The organism is Pseudomonas sp. A0308, from assembly GCF_044218815.1.
GTDB lineage: Bacteria > Pseudomonadota > Gammaproteobacteria > Pseudomonadales > Pseudomonadaceae > Aquipseudomonas > Aquipseudomonas iridis.
Map to the genome: position 1 here is coordinate 4,111,622 of NZ_CP162581.1, position 21,794 is coordinate 4,133,415.

General features: G+C 56.1%; 31 protein-coding genes. 29 read left to right on the forward strand and 2 right to left on the reverse strand.

Annotated elements, in window-relative coordinates; all coding sequences use genetic code 11:
- The first annotated feature begins 7 nt into the window (after positions 1-7).
- The 26 genes from rplB (at position 8) to bfr (ending at position 14,067) form a co-directional block, all read left to right on the forward strand.
- Positions 8-832 carry a 50S ribosomal protein L2 gene (gene rplB / locus AB4P92_RS18925; protein ID WP_042561342.1) on the forward strand — a complete coding sequence of 275 codons (825 nt, stop codon included), beginning with the start codon at positions 8-10 and terminating at the stop codon, positions 830-832.
- A 16-nt stretch (positions 833-848) separates the two neighbouring features.
- Positions 849-1,124 carry a 30S ribosomal protein S19 gene (gene rpsS / locus AB4P92_RS18930; protein WP_003228731.1) on the forward strand — a complete coding sequence of 92 codons (276 nt, stop codon included), beginning with the start codon at positions 849-851 and terminating at the stop codon, positions 1,122-1,124.
- 11 nt (positions 1,125-1,135) lie between these two features.
- The gene (gene rplV / locus AB4P92_RS18935) at positions 1,136-1,468 is read left to right on the forward strand and encodes a 50S ribosomal protein L22 (protein WP_003103908.1); all 333 of its coding nucleotides are present in this window, start codon (positions 1,136-1,138) and stop codon (positions 1,466-1,468) included.
- Positions 1,469-1,481: 13 nt separating this feature from the next.
- Positions 1,482-2,168 carry a 30S ribosomal protein S3 gene (rpsC, locus tag AB4P92_RS18940; RefSeq protein WP_003176422.1) on the forward strand — a complete coding sequence of 229 codons (687 nt, stop codon included), beginning with the start codon at positions 1,482-1,484 and terminating at the stop codon, positions 2,166-2,168.
- A 12-nt stretch (positions 2,169-2,180) separates the two neighbouring features.
- On the forward strand, positions 2,181-2,594 hold the full coding sequence (gene rplP / locus AB4P92_RS18945; protein WP_003232424.1) for a 50S ribosomal protein L16: 414 nt from the start codon (positions 2,181-2,183) through the stop codon (positions 2,592-2,594).
- The gene (rpmC, locus tag AB4P92_RS18950; protein ID WP_002555481.1) at positions 2,594-2,785 is read left to right on the forward strand and encodes a 50S ribosomal protein L29; all 192 of its coding nucleotides are present in this window, start codon (positions 2,594-2,596) and stop codon (positions 2,783-2,785) included. Before rplP ends, rpmC begins: the two co-directional genes overlap by 1 nt.
- Before the next feature lie 2 nt (positions 2,786-2,787).
- The gene (gene rpsQ, locus AB4P92_RS18955) at positions 2,788-3,054 is read left to right on the forward strand and encodes a 30S ribosomal protein S17 (protein WP_003194644.1); all 267 of its coding nucleotides are present in this window, start codon (positions 2,788-2,790) and stop codon (positions 3,052-3,054) included.
- A gap of 23 nt (positions 3,055-3,077) precedes the next feature.
- Complete coding sequence (gene rplN / locus AB4P92_RS18960) at positions 3,078-3,446, forward strand: 50S ribosomal protein L14 (RefSeq protein WP_002555479.1); 369 nt, start codon at positions 3,078-3,080, stop codon at positions 3,444-3,446.
- Between the two features lie 11 nt (positions 3,447-3,457).
- Positions 3,458-3,772, forward strand: a complete 315-nt coding sequence (rplX, locus tag AB4P92_RS18965; protein ID WP_042561341.1) for a 50S ribosomal protein L24 — start codon at positions 3,458-3,460, stop codon at positions 3,770-3,772.
- Positions 3,773-3,792: 20 nt separating this feature from the next.
- Positions 3,793-4,332 (forward strand): 50S ribosomal protein L5, encoded by a 540-nt coding sequence (gene rplE, locus AB4P92_RS18970; protein ID WP_003210069.1) that lies wholly within the window; start codon positions 3,793-3,795, stop codon positions 4,330-4,332.
- A gap of 13 nt (positions 4,333-4,345) precedes the next feature.
- Positions 4,346-4,651 (forward strand): 30S ribosomal protein S14, encoded by a 306-nt coding sequence (gene rpsN / locus AB4P92_RS18975; RefSeq protein ID WP_003228726.1) that lies wholly within the window; start codon positions 4,346-4,348, stop codon positions 4,649-4,651.
- 209 nt (positions 4,652-4,860) lie between these two features.
- Positions 4,861-5,253: a 30S ribosomal protein S8 gene (gene rpsH, locus AB4P92_RS18980; protein WP_007966178.1), complete on the forward strand. Its 393-nt coding sequence runs from the start codon at positions 4,861-4,863 to the stop codon at positions 5,251-5,253.
- Between the two features lie 12 nt (positions 5,254-5,265).
- Positions 5,266-5,799, forward strand: coding sequence for a 50S ribosomal protein L6 (gene rplF / locus AB4P92_RS18985; RefSeq protein ID WP_003176412.1), 534 nt, complete (start codon positions 5,266-5,268; stop codon positions 5,797-5,799).
- A 10-nt stretch (positions 5,800-5,809) separates the two neighbouring features.
- Positions 5,810-6,160, forward strand: coding sequence for a 50S ribosomal protein L18 (gene rplR, locus AB4P92_RS18990; RefSeq protein ID WP_003186037.1), 351 nt, complete (start codon positions 5,810-5,812; stop codon positions 6,158-6,160).
- A gap of 3 nt (positions 6,161-6,163) precedes the next feature.
- A complete protein-coding gene (rpsE, locus tag AB4P92_RS18995) occupies positions 6,164-6,664 on the forward strand; it encodes a 30S ribosomal protein S5 (RefSeq protein WP_003176409.1) in 501 nt (166 codons plus the stop codon).
- 2 nt (positions 6,665-6,666) lie between these two features.
- Positions 6,667-6,843, forward strand: coding sequence for a 50S ribosomal protein L30 (rpmD, locus tag AB4P92_RS19000; protein ID WP_003176408.1), 177 nt, complete (start codon positions 6,667-6,669; stop codon positions 6,841-6,843).
- A gap of 3 nt (positions 6,844-6,846) precedes the next feature.
- Positions 6,847-7,284, forward strand: coding sequence for a 50S ribosomal protein L15 (gene rplO, locus AB4P92_RS19005; RefSeq protein WP_042561340.1), 438 nt, complete (start codon positions 6,847-6,849; stop codon positions 7,282-7,284).
- Positions 7,285-8,613 carry a preprotein translocase subunit SecY gene (secY, locus tag AB4P92_RS19010; RefSeq protein ID WP_042561339.1) on the forward strand — a complete coding sequence of 443 codons (1,329 nt, stop codon included), beginning with the start codon at positions 7,285-7,287 and terminating at the stop codon, positions 8,611-8,613.
- A 27-nt stretch (positions 8,614-8,640) separates the two neighbouring features.
- Positions 8,641-8,757 carry a 50S ribosomal protein L36 gene (gene rpmJ / locus AB4P92_RS19015; RefSeq protein WP_002555468.1) on the forward strand — a complete coding sequence of 39 codons (117 nt, stop codon included), beginning with the start codon at positions 8,641-8,643 and terminating at the stop codon, positions 8,755-8,757.
- 129 nt (positions 8,758-8,886) lie between these two features.
- On the forward strand, positions 8,887-9,243 hold the full coding sequence (rpsM, locus tag AB4P92_RS19020) for a 30S ribosomal protein S13 (RefSeq protein ID WP_009045849.1): 357 nt from the start codon (positions 8,887-8,889) through the stop codon (positions 9,241-9,243).
- Between the two features lie 30 nt (positions 9,244-9,273).
- Positions 9,274-9,663 (forward strand): 30S ribosomal protein S11, encoded by a 390-nt coding sequence (rpsK, locus tag AB4P92_RS19025; protein ID WP_002555466.1) that lies wholly within the window; start codon positions 9,274-9,276, stop codon positions 9,661-9,663.
- An 18-nt stretch (positions 9,664-9,681) separates the two neighbouring features.
- Positions 9,682-10,302 (forward strand): 30S ribosomal protein S4, encoded by a 621-nt coding sequence (gene rpsD, locus AB4P92_RS19030; RefSeq protein ID WP_003176404.1) that lies wholly within the window; start codon positions 9,682-9,684, stop codon positions 10,300-10,302.
- A gap of 22 nt (positions 10,303-10,324) precedes the next feature.
- Positions 10,325-11,326, forward strand: a complete 1,002-nt coding sequence (locus AB4P92_RS19035; protein WP_003186012.1) for a DNA-directed RNA polymerase subunit alpha — start codon at positions 10,325-10,327, stop codon at positions 11,324-11,326.
- Positions 11,327-11,368: 42 nt separating this feature from the next.
- Complete coding sequence (gene rplQ / locus AB4P92_RS19040; protein ID WP_042561338.1) at positions 11,369-11,755, forward strand: 50S ribosomal protein L17; 387 nt, start codon at positions 11,369-11,371, stop codon at positions 11,753-11,755.
- Positions 11,756-11,995: 240 nt separating this feature from the next.
- On the forward strand, positions 11,996-13,450 hold the full coding sequence (locus tag AB4P92_RS19045) for a catalase (RefSeq protein WP_395598001.1): 1,455 nt from the start codon (positions 11,996-11,998) through the stop codon (positions 13,448-13,450).
- Between the two features lie 149 nt (positions 13,451-13,599).
- Positions 13,600-14,067 (forward strand): bacterioferritin, encoded by a 468-nt coding sequence (gene bfr / locus AB4P92_RS19050; RefSeq protein WP_047303712.1) that lies wholly within the window; start codon positions 13,600-13,602, stop codon positions 14,065-14,067.
- Positions 14,068-14,131: 64 nt separating this feature from the next.
- On the opposite strand, the gene uvrA is transcribed toward bfr, so the two are convergent.
- Complete coding sequence (gene uvrA / locus AB4P92_RS19055; RefSeq protein WP_042561335.1) at positions 14,132-16,966, reverse strand: excinuclease ABC subunit UvrA; 2,835 nt, start codon at positions 16,964-16,966, stop codon at positions 14,132-14,134.
- Between the two features lie 191 nt (positions 16,967-17,157).
- On the opposite strand from uvrA, the gene AB4P92_RS19060 reads away from it, so the two are divergent.
- From AB4P92_RS19060 to AB4P92_RS19070, 3 genes are all read left to right on the forward strand, one after another.
- Positions 17,158-18,555 carry an MFS transporter gene (locus tag AB4P92_RS19060; RefSeq protein ID WP_395598002.1) on the forward strand — a complete coding sequence of 466 codons (1,398 nt, stop codon included), beginning with the start codon at positions 17,158-17,160 and terminating at the stop codon, positions 18,553-18,555.
- A 9-nt stretch (positions 18,556-18,564) separates the two neighbouring features.
- On the forward strand, positions 18,565-19,089 hold the full coding sequence (locus AB4P92_RS19065) for a single-stranded DNA-binding protein (RefSeq protein WP_042561333.1): 525 nt from the start codon (positions 18,565-18,567) through the stop codon (positions 19,087-19,089).
- A 262-nt stretch (positions 19,090-19,351) separates the two neighbouring features.
- Positions 19,352-20,557: an acyltransferase gene (locus AB4P92_RS19070; RefSeq protein ID WP_047303710.1), complete on the forward strand. Its 1,206-nt coding sequence runs from the start codon at positions 19,352-19,354 to the stop codon at positions 20,555-20,557.
- Between the two features lie 77 nt (positions 20,558-20,634).
- Here the strand turns inward: AB4P92_RS19070 and AB4P92_RS19075 are convergent, their stop codons facing one another.
- Positions 20,635-21,792, reverse strand: a complete 1,158-nt coding sequence (locus AB4P92_RS19075) for a glutathionylspermidine synthase family protein (protein ID WP_395598003.1) — start codon at positions 21,790-21,792, stop codon at positions 20,635-20,637.
- Between the last annotated feature and the right edge of the window lie 2 nt (positions 21,793-21,794).

The following is a 21,794-nucleotide window of genomic DNA, read 5'->3' on the forward strand; positions in this document are numbered from 1 at the left end:
GTGCATCATGGCAATCGTTAAATGCAAACCGACTTCCCCTGGCCGCCGTTTTGTGGTCAAGGTGGTCAACCAGGAGCTGCATAAAGGCGCTCCTCACGCACCGCTGCTCGAGAAAAAATCGAAGACTGGTGGTCGTAACAACAATGGCCGTATTACTACCCGTCACATCGGTGGTGGTCATAAGCAGCATTATCGTATGGTCGATTTCCGTCGCAACGACAAAGATGGCATTCCAGCCACTGTTGAGCGTATTGAATACGATCCAAACCGTACTGCTCACATTGCTCTTATGTTGTACGCAGACGGCGAACGCCGTTACATCATCGCCCCTAAAGGCGTGAGTGCTGGCGACCAGCTGATTTCGGGTGCTTTGGCTCCGATCAAGCCAGGCAACCAGTTGCAACTGCGCAGCATTCCAGTTGGTAGCACCGTACACGGCATCGAATTGAAGCCAGGTAAAGGCGCACAGATCGCTCGTTCCGCTGGTGCCTCGGCTCAGCTGATCGCTCGTGAAGGTGTGTACGTTACCCTGCGTCTTCGCTCCGGTGAAATGCGTAAAGTCCTGGCTGAATGCCGTGCGACCCTGGGCGAAGTCTCGAACTCCGAGCACAGCCTGCGTTCGCTGGGTAAAGCTGGTGCCAAACGCTGGCGTGGCGTTCGCCCAACCGTTCGTGGTGTTGCCATGAACCCGGTTGACCACCCACATGGTGGTGGTGAAGGTCGTACCTCTGGTGGTCGTCATCCGGTATCGCCATGGGGCTTCCCGACTAAGGGCGCGAAGACTCGTGGTAATAAGCGTACCGACAAAATGATCGTCCGTCGTCGCAAGTAAATAGAGGGATACGACAGTGCCACGTTCTCTGAAAAAAGGTCCTTTTATTGATCTTCACCTACTGAAGAAGATCGAAGTGGCGGCGGAAAAGAACGATCGCAAACCAATTAAGACTTGGTCGCGTCGTTCGATGATCCTGCCACAAATGGTCGGTCTGACCATCGCAGTACACAACGGTCGTCAACACGTCCCAGTTCTCGTTAACGAAGACATGGTCGGCCACAAACTGGGCGAGTTTGCCGGTACCCGCACTTATCGTGGGCACGTGGCAGACAAGAAAGCCAAGCGTTAAGGGGTTAGGAAATGGAAGTAGCCGCTAAGTTGTCGGGCGCTCGAATCTCCGCCCAGAAAGCCCGCTTGGTCGCCGACCAGATTCGCGGGAAGAAGGTGGGCGAAGCGCTCAACTTGTTGGCTTTCAGCAGTAAGAAAGCCGCCGAGATCATGAAGAAAGTGCTGGAGTCGGCCGTAGCCAACGCCGAGCATAACGAAGGCGCAGACGTTGATGACCTGAAGGTCAGCACCGTTTTCGTCAACGAAGGGCGTTCGCTGAAGCGCATCATGCCACGTGCCAAAGGCCGTGCTGATCGCATCGTCAAGCGGTCTTGCCATATCACTGTCAAGGTTGCTGACAAGTAACGGAGTCGAAGAGATGGGTCAGAAAGTACATCCCATTGGCATTCGCCTGGGAATCGTCAAGGAGCACACCTCCGTCTGGTACGCAGACGGTCGGACTTATGCGGACTATTTGTTCGCTGATCTGAAGGTGCGTGAGTATCTCCAAGACAAACTAAAAAGCGCGTCCGTAAGCCGTATCGATATCCATCGTCCGGCGCAAACTGCACGTATCACCATCCACACTGCTCGTCCAGGTATCGTTATCGGGAAGAAAGGTGAAGATGTTGAGAAACTGCGTCAGGACCTGACCAAGCAAATGGGTGTGCCTGTGCACATCAATATCGAAGAGATCCGCAAGCCGGAGCTCGACGGTATGCTGGTTGCGCAGAGCGTAGCTCAGCAGCTGGAGCGTCGCGTAATGTTCCGTCGCGCTATGAAGCGCGCTGTTCAGAACGCCATGCGCATTGGTGCCAAAGGCATCAAAATCCAAGTGAGCGGTCGTCTCGGCGGTGCTGAAATCGCACGTACTGAATGGTATCGCGAAGGGCGTGTGCCATTGCACACCCTGCGTGCCGACATCGACTATGCCAACTACGAAGCTCACACCACTTACGGTGTGATCGGTGTAAAGGTTTGGATCTTCAAAGGCGAAGTAATTGGTGGTCGCCAAGAAGAACTGAAACCACAAGCACCAGCGCCTCGTAAAAAAGCTGCTAAGTAAGGGGTACGCCAAATGTTGCAACCTAAGCGTACGAAGTTCCGCAAGCAGATGACAGGTCACAACCGTGGCCTGGCTCAGCGCGGTAGCAAAGTCAGCTTCGGCGAGTTCGCGCTGAAGTCTGTAGCTCGTGGTCGTCTCACCGCTCGTCAGATCGAGTCAGCGCGTCGTGCTCTGACCCGTCACGTTAAACGTGGCGGCAAGATCTGGATCCGTGTATTCCCGGACAAGCCGATTTCCAAAAAGCCCCTCGAAGTTCGGATGGGTAAAGGTAAGGGTAACGTGGAATACTGGGTAGCCCAGATTCAGCCAGGCAAAGTCCTGTATGAAATCGAGGGTGTAACTGAAGAGCTGGCGCGTGAGGCTTTTGCCCTGGCTGCTGCAAAGCTGCCGCTCGCCACCGCCTTTGTTAAACGGACGGTGATGTGATGAAAGCGAATGAACTTCGTGAAAAATCCGCACAGCAGCTGAACGAGCAACTGCTCGGCTTGCTGCGCGACCAGTTCAATCTGCGTATGCAGAAAGCAACTGGCCAGTTGGGGCAGTCTCATCTGCTCTCGCAAGTTAAGCGTGACATCGCTCGCGTGAAGACTGTGCTTAACCAGCAGGCAGGTAAGTGATCATGGCTGAAGCCGAAAAAACTGTCCGTACGCTGACTGGCCGTGTTGTCAGCGACAAGATGGACAAAACCATCACCGTTCTGATCGAGCGTCGCGTTAAGCACCCGATCTACGGTAAATATGTTAAGCGTTCGACTAAGCTGCACGCGCACGACGAAACCAATCAGTGCCATATCGGCGACAAAGTCACTATTCGTGAAACTCGTCCGATGGCCAAGACCAAGTCTTGGGCACTGGTTGATGTTCTCGAACGCGCTGTGGAAGTCTAAGGACTAGGGGTCGGAGAAATTATATGATTCAGACTCAATCCATGCTCGATGTGGCCGATAACAGCGGCGCTCGCCGTGTTATGTGCATCAAGGTGCTGGGTGGCTCCCATCGTCGTTACGCTGGTATCGGTGACATCATCAAAGTTACCGTGAAGGAAGCAATTCCTCGCGGTAAGGTGAAAAAAGGCCAAGTGATGACTGCTGTTGTAGTCCGCACTCGTCACGGCGTACGTCGTGCTGATGGCTCCATTATCCGCTTTGATGGCAACGCTGCTGTTCTTCTGAACAACAAGCAAGAGCCGATCGGCACCCGTATCTTTGGGCCAGTGACCCGTGAACTTCGTACTGAGAAGTTCATGAAGATCGTCTCGCTCGCCCCAGAAGTGCTGTAAGGAGATCCGACATGCAAAAGATTCGTCGTGACGACGAGATCATCGTGATCGCCGGCAAAGACAAAGGTAAGCGCGGTAAGGTGCTGAAGGTTCTTGCTGACAACCGTCTGGTTGTTGGTGGTCTGAACCTGGTCAAGCGTCATACCAAGCCTAACCCGATGTCGGGCGTACAAGGCGGTATCGTCGAGAAAGAAGCGCCACTGCACGCTTCTAACGTAGCCATCTTCAATGGCGAAACCAACAAGGCTGACCGCGTTGGTTTCAAAGTAGAAGAAGGTAAGAAAATTCGTGTCTTCAAGTCGACCCAAAAAGCGGTTGATGCTTGAACACTGCTAGGTAGAAGACCATGGCACGACTAAAAGAGATTTACCGGAAGGAAATCGCTCCGAAACTTAAGGAAGAACTTAAGCTTTCGAACGTGATGGAAGTTCCGCGCGTTACCAAAATCACCCTGAACATGGGTCTGGGCGAAGCGATCGGTGACAAAAAAGTCATCGAGCACGCTGTTGCTGACCTGGAAAAGATCACCGGCCAAAAAGTCGTTGTGACCTACGCTCGTAAATCCATCGCTGGCTTTAAAGTCCGCGAAGGATGGCCGATCGGTGTCAAGGTGACTCTGCGCCGTGAGCGTATGTACGAGTTCCTGGATCGTCTGCTGTCGATCTCCCTGCCTCGGGTTCGCGACTTCCGCGGCCTGAATGCCAAGTCCTTCGATGGTCGTGGTAACTACAGCATGGGCGTAAAAGAGCAGATCATTTTCCCGGAAATCGACTACGACAAGATCGATGCTCTCCGCGGTCTGGACATTACCCTGACCACCACTGCCAAGAACGATGATGAAGGCCGCGCTCTGCTGCGTGCTTTCAAATTCCCGTTCCGCAACTGATTGGAGTAGGAAAATGGCCAAGAAGAGCATGAAAAACCGTGAGCTGAAGCGTCAGCTCACTGTTGCCAAGTACGCCACCAAGCGTGCAGCGCTGAAAGCTATCATCGTTGATCTGAACGCAAGTCCAGAAGCACGTTGGGAAGCTACCGTAGCTCTGCAGAAGCAACCACGTGACGCAAGCGCTTCGCGCATGCGTAACCGTTGCCGCCTGACTGGTCGTCCGCACGGCGTATACCGCAAGTTCGGCCTTGGCCGTAACAAGTTGCGTGAAGCTGCAATGCGTGGTGACGTTCCAGGTCTGGTTAAAGCCAGCTGGTAATCGCTGTCAAAGCCTCGATGGTCGGGTCCGCAAGAATCTGACTATCGGTGGCCTTGAATTTGAATCAAGCCCCTTTTGGGGCTTGATTCATTTCTGGGGTGTGTCTAGAATGACCGGCTCGCCTGAGCCCGTGTTTTTCATGCCCGGAAGTTCTCGGCGACAAGTAGTAGCCGCAAGGCTAATTTTTCTGTATTAGGAGCGTCTAGCCCATGAGTATGCAGGACCCGTTAGCGGACATGCTAACTCGAATCCGTAATGCCCAGATGGCTGAAAAGTCTGTCGTAAGCATGCCGTCTTCCACGCTGAAGGTGGCTGTAGCAAAAGTCCTGAAGGACGAAGGTTACATCGCGGATTTTCAGATCACCACCGACGCTAAGCCGTCGTTGTCCATCTCGCTGAAGTACTTCGAAGGCCGTCCGGTTATCGAAGAAGTGAAGCGCGTTAGTCGTCCAGGCCTGCGTCAGTACAAGTCCGTTGAAGATCTGCCGAAAGTTCGTGGCGGTCTTGGCGTGTCTATCGTCTCCACCAACAAAGGTGTGATGACGGATCGTGCTGCGCGCGCTGCCGGTGTCGGCGGCGAAGTTCTTTGCACTGTGTTCTAAGGGGGGATAAGCATGTCTCGCGTCGCTAAGAACCCCGTTAAGCTGCCAGCCGGTGTCGAAGTAAAATTCGCAGGCCAACAGCTTTCGGTGAAGGGTGCCAAGGGCACTCTTGAACTGAACATCCATTCGTCCGTTGAGATTGTTGAAGAAGCTGGTGAGCTGCGTTTCGCTGCTCGCAATGGCGATCAACAAACTCGCGCAATGGCCGGTACCACGCGTGCGTTGGTAAACAACATGGTCCAAGGCGTAAGCCAAGGCTTCGAGCGTAAGCTCCAGCTGGTCGGTGTTGGTTACAAAGCGCAAGCAAAAGGCACGGTTTTGAACCTTGCCCTTGGCTTCTCGCACCCAGTGGATTACGAACTGCCGGAAGGCATCACCGCTGAGACTCCTAGCCAGACCGATATCCTGATCAAGGGCATCGATAAGCAGCTGGTAGGTCAAGTGGCCGCTGAGATCCGCGACTTCCGTCCACCAGAGCCGTACAAAGGCAAAGGTGTGCGCTACGCGGACGAAGTCGTCCGTCGTAAAGAAGCCAAGAAGAAGTAGGGCATAGCAAATGACCGACAAAAAAGTTACTCGACTGCGTCGCGCTCGCAAAGCACGCCTGAAAATGCACGAACTCGAAGTCGTGCGTCTCTGCGTGTTCCGCTCGTCGCAGCACATCTACGCCCAGGTCATCTCGGCCGACGGCAACAAAGTCCTGGCAAGCGCCTCGACTTTGGATAAAGAACTGCGTGATGGTGCCACTGGCAACATCGACGCGGCCACAAAGGTTGGCCAGCTGGTCGCTACGCGTGCTAAGGCCGCTGGCGTCTCGCAAGTGGCTTTCGACCGCTCTGGCTTCAAGTATCACGGCCGCGTTAAAGCGCTGGCTGATGCTGCTCGTGAAGCTGGGCTGGAGTTCTAAGTTATGTCAAATAACGACCAAAAGCGCGACGAAGGCTACATTGAGAAGCTGGTTCAAGTTAACCGCGTAGCCAAAACCGTTAAAGGCGGCCGTATCTTCACTTTCACCGCGTTGACCGTGGTTGGTGATGGTAAAGGGCGTGTTGGCTTCGGCCGTGGCAAGTCACGTGAAGTGCCTGCTGCGATCCAGAAGGCAATGGAAGCTGCTCGCCGCAACATGATTCAAGTTGACCTGAACGGCACCACTCTGCAGTACGCAATGAAGTCCGCTCACGGCGCTTCGAAGGTGTACATGCAGCCTGCTTCTGAAGGTACCGGTATCATCGCTGGTGGCGCTATGCGTGCTGTCCTCGAAGTTGCTGGCGTTCAGAACGTTCTGGCCAAGTGCTACGGCTCGACTAACCCGGTAAACGTGGTTCACGCCACTTTCAAGGGTCTGAAAGCCATGCAATCTCCTGAGTCTATTGCCGCCAAGCGTGGTTTGACCGTCAAGGAGATCTTCTGATCATGGCTACCGTTAAAGTAACGCTGATCAAAAGCATGACCGGCCGCATCCCTAACCACAAATTGTGCGTTAAGGGTCTGGGTCTGCGTCGCATCGGTCACACTGTAGAAGTCCAGGATACTCCCGAGAATCGCGGGATGATCAACAAGGCTTACTACATGCTGCGTGTCGAGGGTTAATCGATGAAACTCAATGATCTGAGTCCAGCGCCGGGTTCCCGTCGTGAAAAGCATCGTCCGGGCCGTGGTATCGGTAGCGGTTTGGGTAAGACTGGTGGCCGCGGCCACAAAGGTCAGACCTCCCGCTCCGGTGGCACCATTGCTCCAGGCTTTGAAGGCGGTCAACAGCCGCTGCATCGTCGCCTGCCGAAGTTCGGTTTCGTTTCCCTGAAGGCTATGGATCGCGCAGAAGTGCGTCTGTCCGAGCTGGCTAAAGTGGAAGGCGACATCGTTACCGTGCAGTCCCTGAAAGATGCCAACGTGATTAACGTCAACGTACAGCGTGTGAAAATCATGCTGTCCGGTGAAGTGACTCGCGCTGTCACTATCGGCAAGGGAATCGGCGCCACCAAGGGTGCGCGTTCGGCTATCGAAGCAGCTGGCGGCAAGTTCGAGGAATAAATGGCTAAGCAAGGTGCTCTCTCTGCGCTCGGCAAAGGCGGTATGTCTGAACTCTGGGCTCGTCTGCGTTTTCTGTTCCTGGCGATTATCGTCTACCGAATAGGCGCACACATCCCGGTTCCAGGTATCAACCCGGACCGACTCGCAGAACTGTTTCGACAGAATGAGGGGACCATTCTTAGCTTGTTCAACATGTTCTCCGGCGGCGCGCTGGAAAGGATGAGCATCTTTGCACTGGGGATCATGCCGTACATTTCGGCATCGATCATCATGCAGCTGATGACAGCCGTCAGCCCGCAGTTGGAACAGTTGAAGAAGGAAGGTGAAGCTGGGCGTCGCAAGATTGCTCAGTACACCCGCTACGGCACTGTCGTTCTCGCTCTCGTTCAGGCTATTGGCATGTCCATTGGTCTGGCGGGGCAGGGCGTATCGTTCACTGGTGACTTTGGCTTCCATTTCGTCGCGGTATCCACTTTTGTGGCTGGTGCGATGTTCATGATGTGGCTGGGTGAGCAGATTACTGAGCGTGGTGTTGGCAACGGTATCTCGATGTTGATTTTCGCAGGTATCGTCGCCGGTCTTCCGAGAGCGATCGGGCAGTCTTTCGAGTCTGCGCGTCAGGGTGACATCAACATTTTTGCCCTTGTTGCGATCGGTTTGCTGGCAGTAGCGATTATCGGTTTTGTGGTGTTCATTGAGCGTGGTCAGCGTCGTATTGCTGTTCACTACGCCAAGCGTCAGCAGGGCCGTAAGGTCTTCGCTGCGCAGACTAGCCACTTGCCGCTGAAGGTGAACATGGCCGGTGTTATTCCGGCTATTTTCGCGAGCAGCATTTTGCTGTTCCCGGCTTCGTTGGGTACCTGGTTCGGTCAGTCTGAAGGTTTGGGCTGGTTGCAGGACATCTCGCAGTCGATCGCTCCTGGTCAGCCGTTGAATATTCTGCTGTTTAGTGCAGGGATTATTTTCTTCTGCTTCTTCTATACGGCGTTGATGTTCAATCCGAAAGACGTAGCGGAAAACCTGAAGAAGTCCGGTGCCTTTATTCCGGGTATCCGTCCGGGCGAGCAGTCGGCGCGCTACATTGATGGCGTTCTGACCCGTTTGACCCTGTTCGGTGCTCTATATATGACGGCCGTATGTCTGTTGCCCCAGTTCCTGGTGGTTGCGGCAAACGTTCCGTTCTACCTTGGCGGGACCTCGTTGCTGATCGTGGTCGTGGTTGTGATGGACTTCATGTCCCAAGTACAATCGCACCTCGTTTCGCACCAGTACGAATCCCTGATGAAGAAAGCCAACCTGAAGGGTTACGGCAGCGGCATGTTGCGCTGAGTACCCATAAGGTTCGAGGAGTTGGTGATGAAAGTTCGTGCATCGGTGAAAAAGCTGTGCCGTAACTGCAAAATTATTCGCCGCGAAGGTGTTGTTCGAGTAATTTGCAGCGCGGAACCGCGTCACAAACAGCGCCAAGGCTGAGTGTGATCCGCTTGAAGCCCGGCAGCTAGTGCGCTGCCGGGTTGATTATTTGTTATTACAGCGATATTATCTCGCGCCCTATTTCTTGGCTTCCGGGGCGTAGGTAGCTGTCAATTGGAGTCCCACTGAATGGCCCGTATTGCAGGCGTTAACATTCCAGATAACAAGCACACTGTTATCTCGCTGACCTACATCTATGGTGTTGGTCGCACTACTGCGCAGAAAATTTGCGCAGAGACTGGGGTAAACCCAGCCGCAAAGATCAAAGATCTGAGCGACGAGCAGATTGAACAGTTGCGTGGCGAAGTGGCGAAGTTCACCACTGAAGGTGACCTGCGTCGCGAAATCAACATGAAAATCAAGCGTTTGATGGACCTCGGTTGCTACCGTGGTCTGCGTCATCGTCGTGGTCTTCCAGTGCGCGGTCAGCGTACCAAGACTAACGCGCGTACCCGTAAAGGTCCGCGTAAGCCGATCCGCAAGTAATCGCCCACGCGAATCGACAGGAAATTAATCATGGCAAAACCTGCTGCTCGTCCTCGTAAAAAAGTTAAAAAGACAGTGGTTGATGGCATCGCCCACATCCATGCTTCTTTTAACAACACAATCGTGACCATCACCGACCGTCAAGGTAACGCGCTTTCTTGGGCTACCTCTGGTGGTTCGGGTTTCCGCGGTTCCCGCAAGTCCACCCCGTTTGCTGCTCAAGTAGCTGCTGAACGTGCTGGTCAAGCTGCGCTGGAATATGGCCTGAAAAACCTCGACGTTAACGTCAAAGGTCCAGGTCCAGGTCGTGAGTCTGCTGTCCGTGCATTGAACGGCTGTGGCTATAAGATCGCCAGCATCACCGACGTGACGCCAATCCCGCACAACGGGTGCCGTCCGCCGAAGAAGCGCCGCGTGTAATCCAGGAGATTGTAAAGAATGGCTCGTTACATTGGTCCAAAATGCAAACTCGCTCGTCGCGAAGGCACCGATCTCTTCCTGAAGAGCGGCGTGCGCGCGATCGAATCGAAGTGCAACATTGAAGCAGCACCTGGTATCCACGGCCAACGCCGCGGTCGCCAGTCCGACTACGGCACCCAACTGCGTGAAAAGCAGAAGGTCCGTCGTATCTACGGCGTTCTCGAGCGTCAGTTCAGCGGCTACTACAAAGAAGCTGCTGGCAAGAAAGGTGCAACCGGTGAAAACCTGCTGCAACTGCTCGAATGCCGTCTGGACAACGTTGTATACCGTATGGGCTTTGGTTCGACTCGTGCCGAATCCCGCCAGCTGGTATCGCACAAGTCGATCAGCGTTAACGGTCAGACCGTAAACGTTCCGTCGTATCAGGTTCGTGCTGGTGACGTGGTTGCAGTTCGCGAGAAAGCAAAAAACCAGCTTCGCATTGTCCAAGCTCTCGATCTGTGTGCCCAACGTGGCCGCGTAGAATGGGTAGAAGTAGACACTGAGAAGAAGTCGGGCGTTTTCAAGAACGTTCCTGCTCGCAGTGATCTGTCCGCCGACATCAACGAAAGCCTGATTGTCGAGCTCTACTCCAAGTAAGGGCTAGAAAATAGGTGCATCCATGCAGATTTCGGTAAATGAGTTCCTGACACCCCGCCATATTGATGTGCAGGTTGTCAGTCCAACCCGCGCCAAGATCACTCTCGAGCCTCTCGAGCGTGGTTTTGGCCACACCCTGGGCAACGCGCTGCGACGCATCCTGTTGTCCTCAATGCCCGGCTGCGCAGTAGTCGAGGCCGAGATTGACGGTGTGCTCCACGAGTACAGCGCCATCGAAGGTGTACAGGAAGACGTAATTGAAATCCTGTTGAACCTTAAAGGTCTGGCCATCAAGCTGCACGGTCGTGACGAAGTTACGCTGACCTTGTCGAAGAAGGGTTCGGGGGTGGTTACCGCTGCCGATATTCAGCTGGATCATGATGTCGAGATCGTTAATCCCGATCACGTAATCGCTAACCTGGCGTCTAACGGCGCCCTGAACATGAAGCTCACTGTAGCTCGTGGTCGTGGTTATGAACCAGCCGACTCGCGTCAGAGCGATGAAGACGAAAGCCGCAGCATCGGTCGCTTGCAGCTTGACTCTTCGTTCAGCCCGGTTCGCCGTATCGCATACGTGGTGGAAAACGCCCGTGTCGAGCAGCGTACTAACCTGGACAAGCTGGTTATTGATCTGGAAACCAACGGTACTCTGGATCCTGAAGAGGCAATTCGCCGCGCTGCAACCATTCTGCAACAGCAGTTGGCTGCGTTCGTCGACCTCAAAGGTGACAGTGAGCCAGTGGTTGTCGAGCAGGAAGACGAGATCGATCCGATCCTGCTTCGCCCGGTTGACGATCTGGAACTGACTGTACGTTCGGCTAACTGCCTTAAGGCGGAAAACATCTACTACATCGGTGACCTGATTCAGCGCACCGAAGTAGAGCTGTTGAAGACTCCGAACCTGGGTAAGAAATCCTTGACTGAAATCAAGGACGTTCTGGCCTCCCGCGGTCTGTCCCTCGGCATGCGCCTCGACAACTGGCCGCCTGCAAGTCTTAAGAAGGACGACAAGGCGACTGCCTGATCGTCGTAATCACCGAACGTAGTGTTTGGTAAGGAATGAACCATGCGTCATCGTAAAAGTGGTCGTCACCTGAGCCGCACCAGCTCGCACCGCAAGGCCATGTTCCAAAACATGGCGGTGTCGCTGTTCGAGCACGAGCTGATCAAAACTACACTGCCGAAAGCTAAAGAACTGCGTCGCGTTGCTGAGCCGCTGATCACTTTGGCCAAGACAGACAGCCTGGCTAACCGCCGTTTGGTTTTCGACCGTACTCGTTCGAAAGCTATCGTTGGTAAGCTCTTCAACGACCTGGGCAAGCGTTACGCTACCCGTGAGGGTGGCTACCTGCGCATCCTCAAGTGCGGCTTCCGCACTGGCGACAACGCGCCTATGGCGTACGTCGAGTTGGTTGATCGTGCTACCGGCGGTGAAGCTGTATCCGCTGAGTAAGACGTCAGTCTGAAACGAAGAACCGGGCCTAGTGCCCGGTTTTTTGTGCCTGTAAGAAAATGATTGATTTGTACAAGCTTGCGGCTCCCCTCTTTTGTCATCATGTGCGGGAAATGATCATTAGTAATTTTCTATCGATGTCTGCGAGGCAATGAATTTGTAGGTGTCACGTTAATGATCAATACTTCCCACCAAGCCGATTAGCCGGCAGTTTGAAGACTGAAAGAGGAAGAAGACCGTATGAGCCAGATGAAAACGCTTACTACCGCCAGTGGCGCTCCAGTCGCTGATAACCAGAATTCTCGCTCTGCCGGCCCGCGCGGCCCGCTTCTGCTCGACGATTTTCACTTGATCGAGAAGCTCGCCCACTTCAACCGTGAAAACATTCCTGAGCGCCGCGTGCATGCCAAGGGCTCGGGTGCTTACGGTACGTTCACTGTTACTGGCGATATCACCCAGTACACCAGCGCCAAGCTGTTCGAGTCTGTGGGCAAGCAAACTCCGACCTTTCTGCGATTCTCTACTGTCGGCGGCGAGCGTGGATCGGCTGATACCGAGCGCGATCCTCGTGGTTTCGCTTTGAAGTTTTATACCGAAGAGGGCAACTGGGACATCGTTGGCAACAACACGCCAGTGTTCTTTATTCGTGATCCCCTGAAGTTTCCAGACTTCATCCACACTCAAAAGCGTATGCCACAAAGCAACCTGAAAAGTGCGCAAATGATGTGGGACTTCTGGTCGCATTCCCCCGAAGCGCTGCACCAGGTCACGATTCTGTTCTCTGATCGCGGTATTCCCGACGGCTACCGTCACATGCATGGCTTCGGCAGTCACACGTACAGCCTGATCAGCGCGCAGGGCGAGCGTCACTGGGTGAAGTGGCACTACAAGACCAAGCAAGGGATCAAAAACCTCACGCCGGCAGATGCTGCGCGTTTGGCGGGCACCGATCCGGATTACGCCCAGCGTGACCTGTTCGAGGCGATCGAGCGCGGTGACTTCCCGAAATGGCGCGTGTGCATCCAGATCATGACCGAGGCTCAAGCTGCGGCGCATTTCGAGAACCCGTTCGATGTCACCAAGACCTGGTCGCAGAAAGAATTCCCGCTGATCGAAGTGGGCGAGCTGGAATTGAACCGCAATCCGCTGAATTACTTTGCCGAAGTCGAGCAAGCCGCATTCGGCCCAAGCAACATGGTTCCAGGCGTCGGTCTCTCGCCTGACCGCATGCTGCAAGGTCGTGTGTTCGCTTACGCTGATGCCCATCGCTACCGTGTCGGCACCAATCACCAGCAATTGCCGGTGAATGCTCCGCGCAGTCCGGTGAATACCTATCAGCGTGATGGCGCGATGGCTTTTGGCAGCAACGGTGGTGCGGCGCCCAACTACGAGCCGAACAGCCACATCGAGTCGCCAAAGCAAGCGCCGCATTATGCTGAACCTGCCCTGAGCTTGAGCGGTGCTGCTGATCGTTACGATCACCGCGAAGACACCGATTACTACAGCCACGCCGGTGCGCTGTTCCGCTTGATGAGTGACGAGCAAAAAGCTCTGTTGGTCAGCAACATTGCCGGGGCAATGAGCGGGGTTTCGCCTGACGTCGTAGACCGCCAGTTGCAGCACTTTTACAAAGCCGATCCGGCGTATGGAGAAGCAATCGCAAAGCTGCTCAACGTACAGCTTAACGAAGTCTAAACGATAAGCAGAACCGCCCTCATTTGGGCGGTTTTTGCGTTATTTAGGCCTCATTTCTCAGAATATCTTCGCTTTTATTGCGTAGAAAGAGTGACCTCCCGGTCCGGTTGGTTCAAACTACAGCCTTTCAAGCAGGGAGATGTAGGGCGATGCAAGGCCACCCAGACGTAATCGATTACCTCAACACGTTGCTGACCGGCGAACTGGCCGCGCGTGACCAATATTTCGTTCATTCGCGGATGTATGAGGACTGGGGGTTCACCAAGCTCTACGAGCGAATCAACCATGAGATGGAAGAAGAGGCTGGTCACGCCGATGCGTTGATGCGCCGGATTCTGATGCTTGAAGGCACACCGCGTATGCGTCCGGATGATCTGGATGTTGGCACCACGGTGCCGGAAATGCTCGAAGCGGATCTGCGCCTTGAGTACAAAGTGCGCGCTGCGCTGTGCAAAGGCATCGAGCTCTGCGAGCAACACAAAGACTACGTCAGTCGTGAGATCCTGCGGATTCAGCTGAACGACACCGAAGAAGATCACACCTACTGGCTGGAAAAGCAGTTGGGCCTGATCAAGCTCATCGGTCTCGAGAACTATCTGCAGTCGCATACTTCCTGATTGCAAAGATATAAAAAAGCCCCTGTCACTGATGAAGTGACAGGGGCTTTTTCATGCCCGGTGTTTAGGCCCGATCACGGATCAGCAACGGCTTGAGGTAGTAACCGGTGTGAGATTGCTTCATCTCGGCCACTTCCTCCGGTGTGCCGGTGGCGATGATCTGTCCACCCTTGGAACCGCCTTCAGGCCCGAGATCAACCAGCCAGTCAGCCGTCTTGATCACGTCCAGGTTGTGTTCGATCACCACCACGGTGTTGCCGTGATCGCGCAGGCGATGCAGCACATCGAGCAATTGCTGGATATCCGCGAAGTGCAGGCCTGTGGTCGGCTCATCGAGGATGTATAGGGTCTTGCCGGTGTCGCGTTTGGATAACTCGCGTGACAGCTTGACCCGCTGCGCTTCACCACCGGACAGCGTGGTCGCAGATTGCCCGAGCTTGATGTACGACAGCCCCACATCCATCAGCGTTTGTAGCTTGCGCGCCAGTGCCGGTACCGCATCGAAGAACACCCGTGCTTCCTCGATGGTCATCTCGAGGGTTTCGTGGATGTTCTTGCCCTTGTACTTGATCTCAAGGGTTTCGCGGTTGTAGCGCTTGCTCTTGCACACGTCACACGGCACATAGATGTCCGGCAGGAAGTGCATTTCCACCTTGATAAGACCGTCGCCCTGGCACGCTTCGCAGCGACCGCCCTTGACGTTGAACGAGAAACGCCCAGGCCCGTAACCACGCGAGCGTGACTCCGGCACGCCGGCGAACAGTTCGCGGATTGGCGTGAACAGCCCGGTGTAAGTCGCCGGGTTGGAGCGCGGCGTACGGCCGATCGGGCTCTGGTCGATATCGACGACTTTGTCGAGATGTTCCAGGCCTTTGATGCTGTCGTGTGCTGCTGCTTCCAGCGTGGTCGCACCGTTGAGTGCCGTGGCGCTCAGCGGGAACAGCGTGTTGTTGATCAGCGTCGATTTGCCCGAACCGGACACACCAGTCACGCACGTCAGCAGGCCGATCGGGATTTCCAGATCGACATTGCGCAAGTTGTTGCCGCGCGCGCCCTTGAGTGACAGGGTCAGCTTCTTGTTGCGTGGCGTGCGCTTGGCTGGCACTGCGATCTTCACCCGGCCCGATAGATACTTGCCGGTTAGCGAGTCCGGGTGCGCCATGACTTCGGCGGGCGTACCTTCGGCGACGATATGGCCGCCATGCACGCCAGCGCCCGGACCGATATCGACCACGTAATCGGCCAAACGGATGGCGTCTTCGTCGTGTTCGACCACGATCACCGTGTTGCCGATATCGCGCAGATGTTTGAGCGTACCGAGCAGTCGGTCGTTATCGCGCTGGTGCAGGCCGATCGACGGTTCGTCGAGGATGTACAACACGCCCACCAGGCCAGCACCGATCTGGCTGGCCAGACGAATCCGCTGGGCTTCACCGCCGGAAAGGGTGTCCGCGCTGCGGTCCAGCGAGAGGTAGTCCAGCCCGACGTTAACCAGGAACTGCAGACGCTCGCGGATTTCCTTGAGGATCTTGTCGGCAATTTCGCCACGACGACCGGTCAGCTTCAGCGTGCCGAAATACTCGCAGGCATCGCCGATTGGCAGGTTGGTCACCGCCGGCAGAGTTTTCTCGCCGACCCAGACGTGCCGCGCCTCGCGACGCAGGCGGGTGCCTCGGCAATCCGGGCAGGACTGGGTACTGAGAAACTTGGCCAGCTCTTCACGCACGCTCGCCGATTCGGTCTCGCGGTAACGTCGCTCCAGGTTCGGCACGATGCCTTCGAACGGGTGCGAACGTTTGACGATATCGCCACGGTCATTGAGGTATTTGAAGTCGACGTTCTGCGAGCCGCTGCCGTGCAGGATGGACTTCTGCTGATCGGCCGGCAGTTCGTTGAATGGCTTCTCCAGACTGAAACCATAGTGCGAGGCCAGCGAGCCGAGCATCTGGAAGTAATAGACGTTACGCCTGTCCCAGCCGCGGATCGCGCCTTCGGCCAGCGTCAGTTCGCCGTTGACCAGTCGCTTGATGTCGAAGAATTGCTTAACGCCCAGGCCATCGCAGGTCGGGCAGGCGCCGGCCGGGTTGTTGAAGGAGAACAGCTTGGGCTCGAGTTCGCTGATCGCATGGCCGCAGATCGGGCAGGCGAAGCGTGCCGAGAAGATCATCTCTTCGCCCGGTTCGTCGTCCATCGGCGCCACGAGGGCAATACCGTCCGCCAGTTTCAGTGCGGTCTCGAAAGACTCGGCCAGACGTTGCTGCAGATCGGCGCGAACCTTGAAGCGGTCGACGATTACATCGATCGAGTGCTTCTTCTGTTTATCCAGTTTCGGCAGCTCGTCGAGCTCGCAGATTCGGCCATTGACCCGGGCGCGGACGAAACCTTGCGCACGAAGTTCTTCAAAAACCGACAGGTGCTCGCCTTTGCGTTCGCGAATCACCGGTGCCAGCAGCATCAGTTTGCTGCCTTCCGGTTGCGCCAGTACCAGGTCGACCATTTGGCTGACGGTCTGCGCTTCCAGCGGAATATCGTGATCCGGGCAGCGCGGCGTACCGACGCGCGCATAGAGCAGGCGCAGGTAGTCGTAGATTTCGGTGATGGTGCCGACCGTGGAGCGCGGGTTGTGGGAGGTCGACTTCTGTTCGATGGAGATTGCCGGCGACAGGCCTTCAATGGTGTCGACGTCAGGTTTTTCCATCATCGACAGGAACTGCCGGGCGTAGGCCGACAGGGATTCGACATAGCGGCGCTGACCTTCGGCGTACAGGGTGTCGAAGGCCAGGGAAGACTTGCCGGATCCAGACAGGCCGGTGATGACGATCAGTTTGTCCCGTGGCAGGGTCAGGTCGATGTTCTTCAGGTTGTGGGTACGGGCCCCACGTATCAGGATCTTGTCCAAAGTGGCCTCGCTCGGCGGGCGTCGAAAACGTAGGAGTATACGGGCAAATACTGGATGGATGCACACTATCAAACCAAGCGTTTTTTGCCTTGTATGAAGAGAGTTTCATCTATGCGTGGCAAAGCGTCGCGATATACCCCGTCTTTCGATGGGACTGGTAGAATCGCCGCCGGTTCACACGAGGTTTTTCCATGCACGATCCCCACAGCGAACGCATGAGTGGCAGCGAGACCCGCGCAGCGAGCGGTCTGGCCCTGGTGTTCGCCTTCCGTATGCTTGGCATGTTCATGGTGTTGCCGGTGCTGGCGACCTACGGCATGGATCTGGCAGGAGCGACCCCGGCCCTGATTGGGTTGGCTATCGGCGCTTACGGCCTGACACAGGCGATTTTCCAGATTCCGTTCGGGTTTATTTCCGACCGCATCGGCCGCCGGCCAGTTATTTATCTGGGGCTGATCGTTTTCGCCCTCGGCAGTGTGCTGGCCTCTCAGGCCGACTCGATCTGGGGCGTGATCGCCGGGCGGATCCTGCAAGGCGCCGGGGCGATTTCCGCTGCGGTCATGGCGTTACTGTCTGACCTGACCCGTGAACAACACCGCACCAAAGCGATGGCAATGATCGGCATGACCATTGGCCTGTCATTCGCCGTGGCCATGGTGGTCGGGCCGCTGCTGACCAGTGCCTTCGGCTTGTCCGGATTGTTTCTCGCCACTGGCGCGATGGCGCTGGTCGGAATCGTGATCGTCATGTTCATGGTGCCCAAGTCCACCGGGCCATTGCAGCATCGGGAGTCGGGCGTGGCGCGGCAGGCGTTGCTGCCGACGCTCAAGCATCCGGATCTGTTGCGCCTGGATCTGGGCATCTTTGTGTTACATGCCATGTTGATGTCGAGCTTCGTCGCGTTGCCCCTGGCACTGGTGGAAAAAGCCGGTTTGCCCAAGGAGCAGCACTGGTGGGTCTACCTGACGGCACTGCTGATTTCGTTCTTCGCCATGATCCCGTTCATCATCTATGGCGAGAAGAAACGCAAAATGAAACGAGTTTTGCTCGGCGCCGTCATGACGCTGATGCTGACTGAGCTATTCTTCTGGCAGTTCGGTGACAGCTTGCGGGCTCTGGTGATTGGCACGGTGGTGTTTTTCACCGCGTTCAATCTGCTGGAGGCTTCATTGCCGTCGCTGATCAGCAAGGTTTCACCGGCGGGCGGGAAGGGCACGGCCATGGGCGTGTATTCCACCAGCCAGTTCCTCGGTTCGGCTCTCGGCGGGATACTCGGTGGCTGGTTGTTTCAGCATGGCGGTCTGTCGGCTGTGTTCCTTGGATGTGCCGGGCTGGCTGCCATATGGCTGGCCTTTGCTGTTACCATGCGCGAACCTCCCTACGTGACGAGCCTGCGCTTGCCGTTGTCGCCCGAGGCGATCCGCGAAGCGGGTCTGGTCGAGCGCCTCAAGGCCCTCGTAGGGGTAACCGATGCAGTGATAGTTGCTGATGAAGCGGCTGTTTACATCAAACTGGACAAAGAATTAGTGGATCGCGACACCCTCGAACGCCTGGTGAACAACCCGGCCGGGGCTGCTTGCGAAGCCTAGGAGAACGTTATGGCCCGTGGGGTTAACAAAGTCATATTGGTCGGCACTTGCGGCCAGGATCCCGAAGTTCGCTACCTGCCTAACGGTAACGCCGTGACCAACCTGAGTCTGGCAACCAGCGAACAGTGGACCGACAAGCAAACCGGTCAGAAGGTCGAGAAGACCGAATGGCACCGTGTTTCGATGTTTGGCAAGGTTGCAGAAATCGCTGGCGAATACCTGCGTAAAGGCTCGCAGGTTTACATCGAAGGCAAGCTGCAGACCCGTGAGTGGGAAAAAGACGGTATCAAGCGTTACACCACCGAAATCGTGGTCGACATGCAAGGCACCATGCAACTGCTTGGCGGCCGTCCACAACAGGGCGAGCAACAAGGCGGCGGCAACAACTATCAGCAGTCCGCTCCAGCGCCACGTCAGCAGGCTCCACGCCCGCAGCAGTCGGCTCCGCAACAGCGTTCGGCCCCGGCTCCACAGCAAGCCGCGCCGCAACCGGCTCCGGATTTCGACAGCTTTGATGACGATATTCCGTTCTGATTCGTGTCCTGAATCGCTCCGGATTTAGCCTCAGAACCCCCGCATCGCGGGGGTTTTGTCGTTTTGGCAGGGCTGAAAGTGGCGGGCGCTCCATGAGATGACTGAACAGTCCCGGCGATTGCGGCAGTAAAGTTTTGTACTGAGCCTTGAAGGCGGGGCCAAGCCGATCCATGATCCGTCCCGGCGACTGGCGATCCAGTCGATTTTCTGCAAGAACAGGTCCCCCGGTGTAGGGGCTGTTCCATAACAACAAGAGAAACCCATGAGCAGTAGCAAGAACAAGGAAATCGAGTACCTGCGCGGCGTGGCGATCCTGATGACGGTTTTGGCTCACATCACTCTGATGTTGCCGTTCCATGCGGGGTTCTTTGGGAATTTGCTGAATGTGTACTCACCCTGGTCAGGGGTGGATCTGTTTTTCTGTATTTCCGGTTACGTGGTCAGCAAGGCCTATCTCGATTACTTCGACAAGAATCGCGAACAGAACCGGTTCGGCGTCGCCGCTACTTCTTTCTGGATCCGTCGCGCTTATCGTCTGCTGCCCACCGCGTGGCTATGGGTGCTGATACCGCTGGCGTTCTCGATCTTCTTCAACCAGTCGAATGCATTCCAGTCGTGGTTCGAGAACCTGCGCAGCTTTACCGCAGTCGCTACATTCTCGGGCAATCTGGCGAACCAGTATGGCGTGCTGCTGGGGCCGAATTCGGTGTACTGGAGCCTGGCGCTGGAAGAGCAGTTCTACTTTATCTTCCCGCTGTTCCTGTTGCTGATCACCTCTACGCGCTGGCGGGTAATCGCCTTGATCGCGCTGATTGCCGTGCAGTTTCCTCTGGATCGCAATGGCTTTGGCGCGCCACCCGCCCCGATGCTTTTCTCGTTCCGGCTGGACGCGATGATGTGGGGCATTCTGTTGTGCCTGTTCACGCGCACGTCCTTGTACAAGCAAATCGAGCCTGTGGCACTGGGTGATAGCGTGTTCAAACGACTGGGCATCACGCTGTTTCTGTTTTACATGCTCGGCGCCATTGCCGGCCAGATGATCTCGATGCCGATCGCTGTCGGGCTGATTGCGCTGAATGCATTGATCCTGGTCTGGCTCTCCAGTTATCAAAAAGGCTACATCTACTGTCCGGCGATTTTGAGCGGGTTCGGACAATGGCTGGGGTCGCGCTCCTATGCGTTGTACGTCATCCACATGTTCGCCTACCACTTGAGTACTGAAATCTGGAGCCGCGTGGCCAGCGAGCGGGGCGTGGTGCTGGGCCCAGAGTTCACGGTGGAAATGGTGCTCACCGCATTGGCGGTCATGGCCGTGTGCAGTGAGTTGAACTACCGCTTCGTCGAGACGCCACTGCGCCGTCGGGGGGCGGAAATCTCGCGCCGCAGAATGGCCGGCATCGGCACCCACGAGGCGCCCAAAGAAAAGCCTCTGGCGGATACGCCGGCTCGCTCTACCGAGCTTTCATAACCGGCGCCAAAAACGAAAAACCCGTAGCGCTTCCACGATACGGGTTTTTGTTGCTGAAAATTTGCGCTTTTAACGGCTCAGTCCAGGATCAGGTGCGGCAAGAACCGGCTCGAATCCTTGGTAATCAGACTGTTGTCCTCACGCACACCAATCCCCGCCGCTTGATCACCAATTACCCAGGAGCCGATCAGCGTGTAGCTGTCGTCAAACTTCGGCAATGGCGCAAACTCCTGCAGGATGAACGGCGCATCGGTGTAAGGCCCGTCTTCTTTGACGATCAGACCGTCCGCGGTTTGCAGCTCGATGTTGGCGCCTTCCCGGGAAAAGTACGGTTTGCGCACCCAGCCCCTGGGTACGGCGCTGGCCGGATTCGGATCGAGATGCGCCGCGAGCAGATTCGGATGGCCCTTGTGCAACTCCCACAGCAACGGCAGCGCGCCTTTGTTTGACAGCATCGCCTTCCACGCAGGCTCGAAAAACTGCGTATCGCACGCGGCAATCGCCGCGCCGAACGGCTCGTGGAAGATGAACTCCCAGGCGTGCAACTTGAACAGGTGCGGGATCCAGCGATCCTGCAGGTCGACGAAACGGCCGTCGGCACTGAGGCCAATGTCCTCGATGTCGATGTGCCGTGATTCGATGCCGACTTTTTCCGCAATCAGGCGCAGGTAGTCCGTGGTGCCCTTGTCTTCAACCGAGTCTTTCATCGAGGCGAAGTAGAACGGCCGCTTGAGCTGCAACTCGGCGAAGGCTTGATGCAGTTTGGTGTCGATGCTGTTGAACTGGTCGGCATGGCTCGGCAGCGTGCCGCGCTCGATGCATTGCTCCAGCCAGCCCCACTGGAACGCCGCCGCTTCGTAGAGGCTGGTTGGCGTGTCGTAGTTGAGCTCCAGCAGTTTCGCCGGACCGTTTCCACTGTAGGAAAAGTCCATGCGTCCGTACAGATGCGGATGACCTTCCAGCCAGGACGTGCGGATCATGTCGTAGTACGCAGGCGGGATGCTCAGTCGATCAAGCAACTCTTCGCTACGCACTACGCGGTCGACCAGGTCCATGCACATCTCGTGCAGTTCGGTGGTCGGGTCTTCCAGATCATTTTCGATCTGCGCGAGCGTGAACTGGTAGTACGCGCTTTCGTCCCAGTAGGGCTCGTCGTCGATGGTGTGGAACATGAAGCCGAGGCTCTCGGCTGTCGGTTTCCAGTCGGGGCGCTCGGCGCAGTGGATCTTTTTCATGG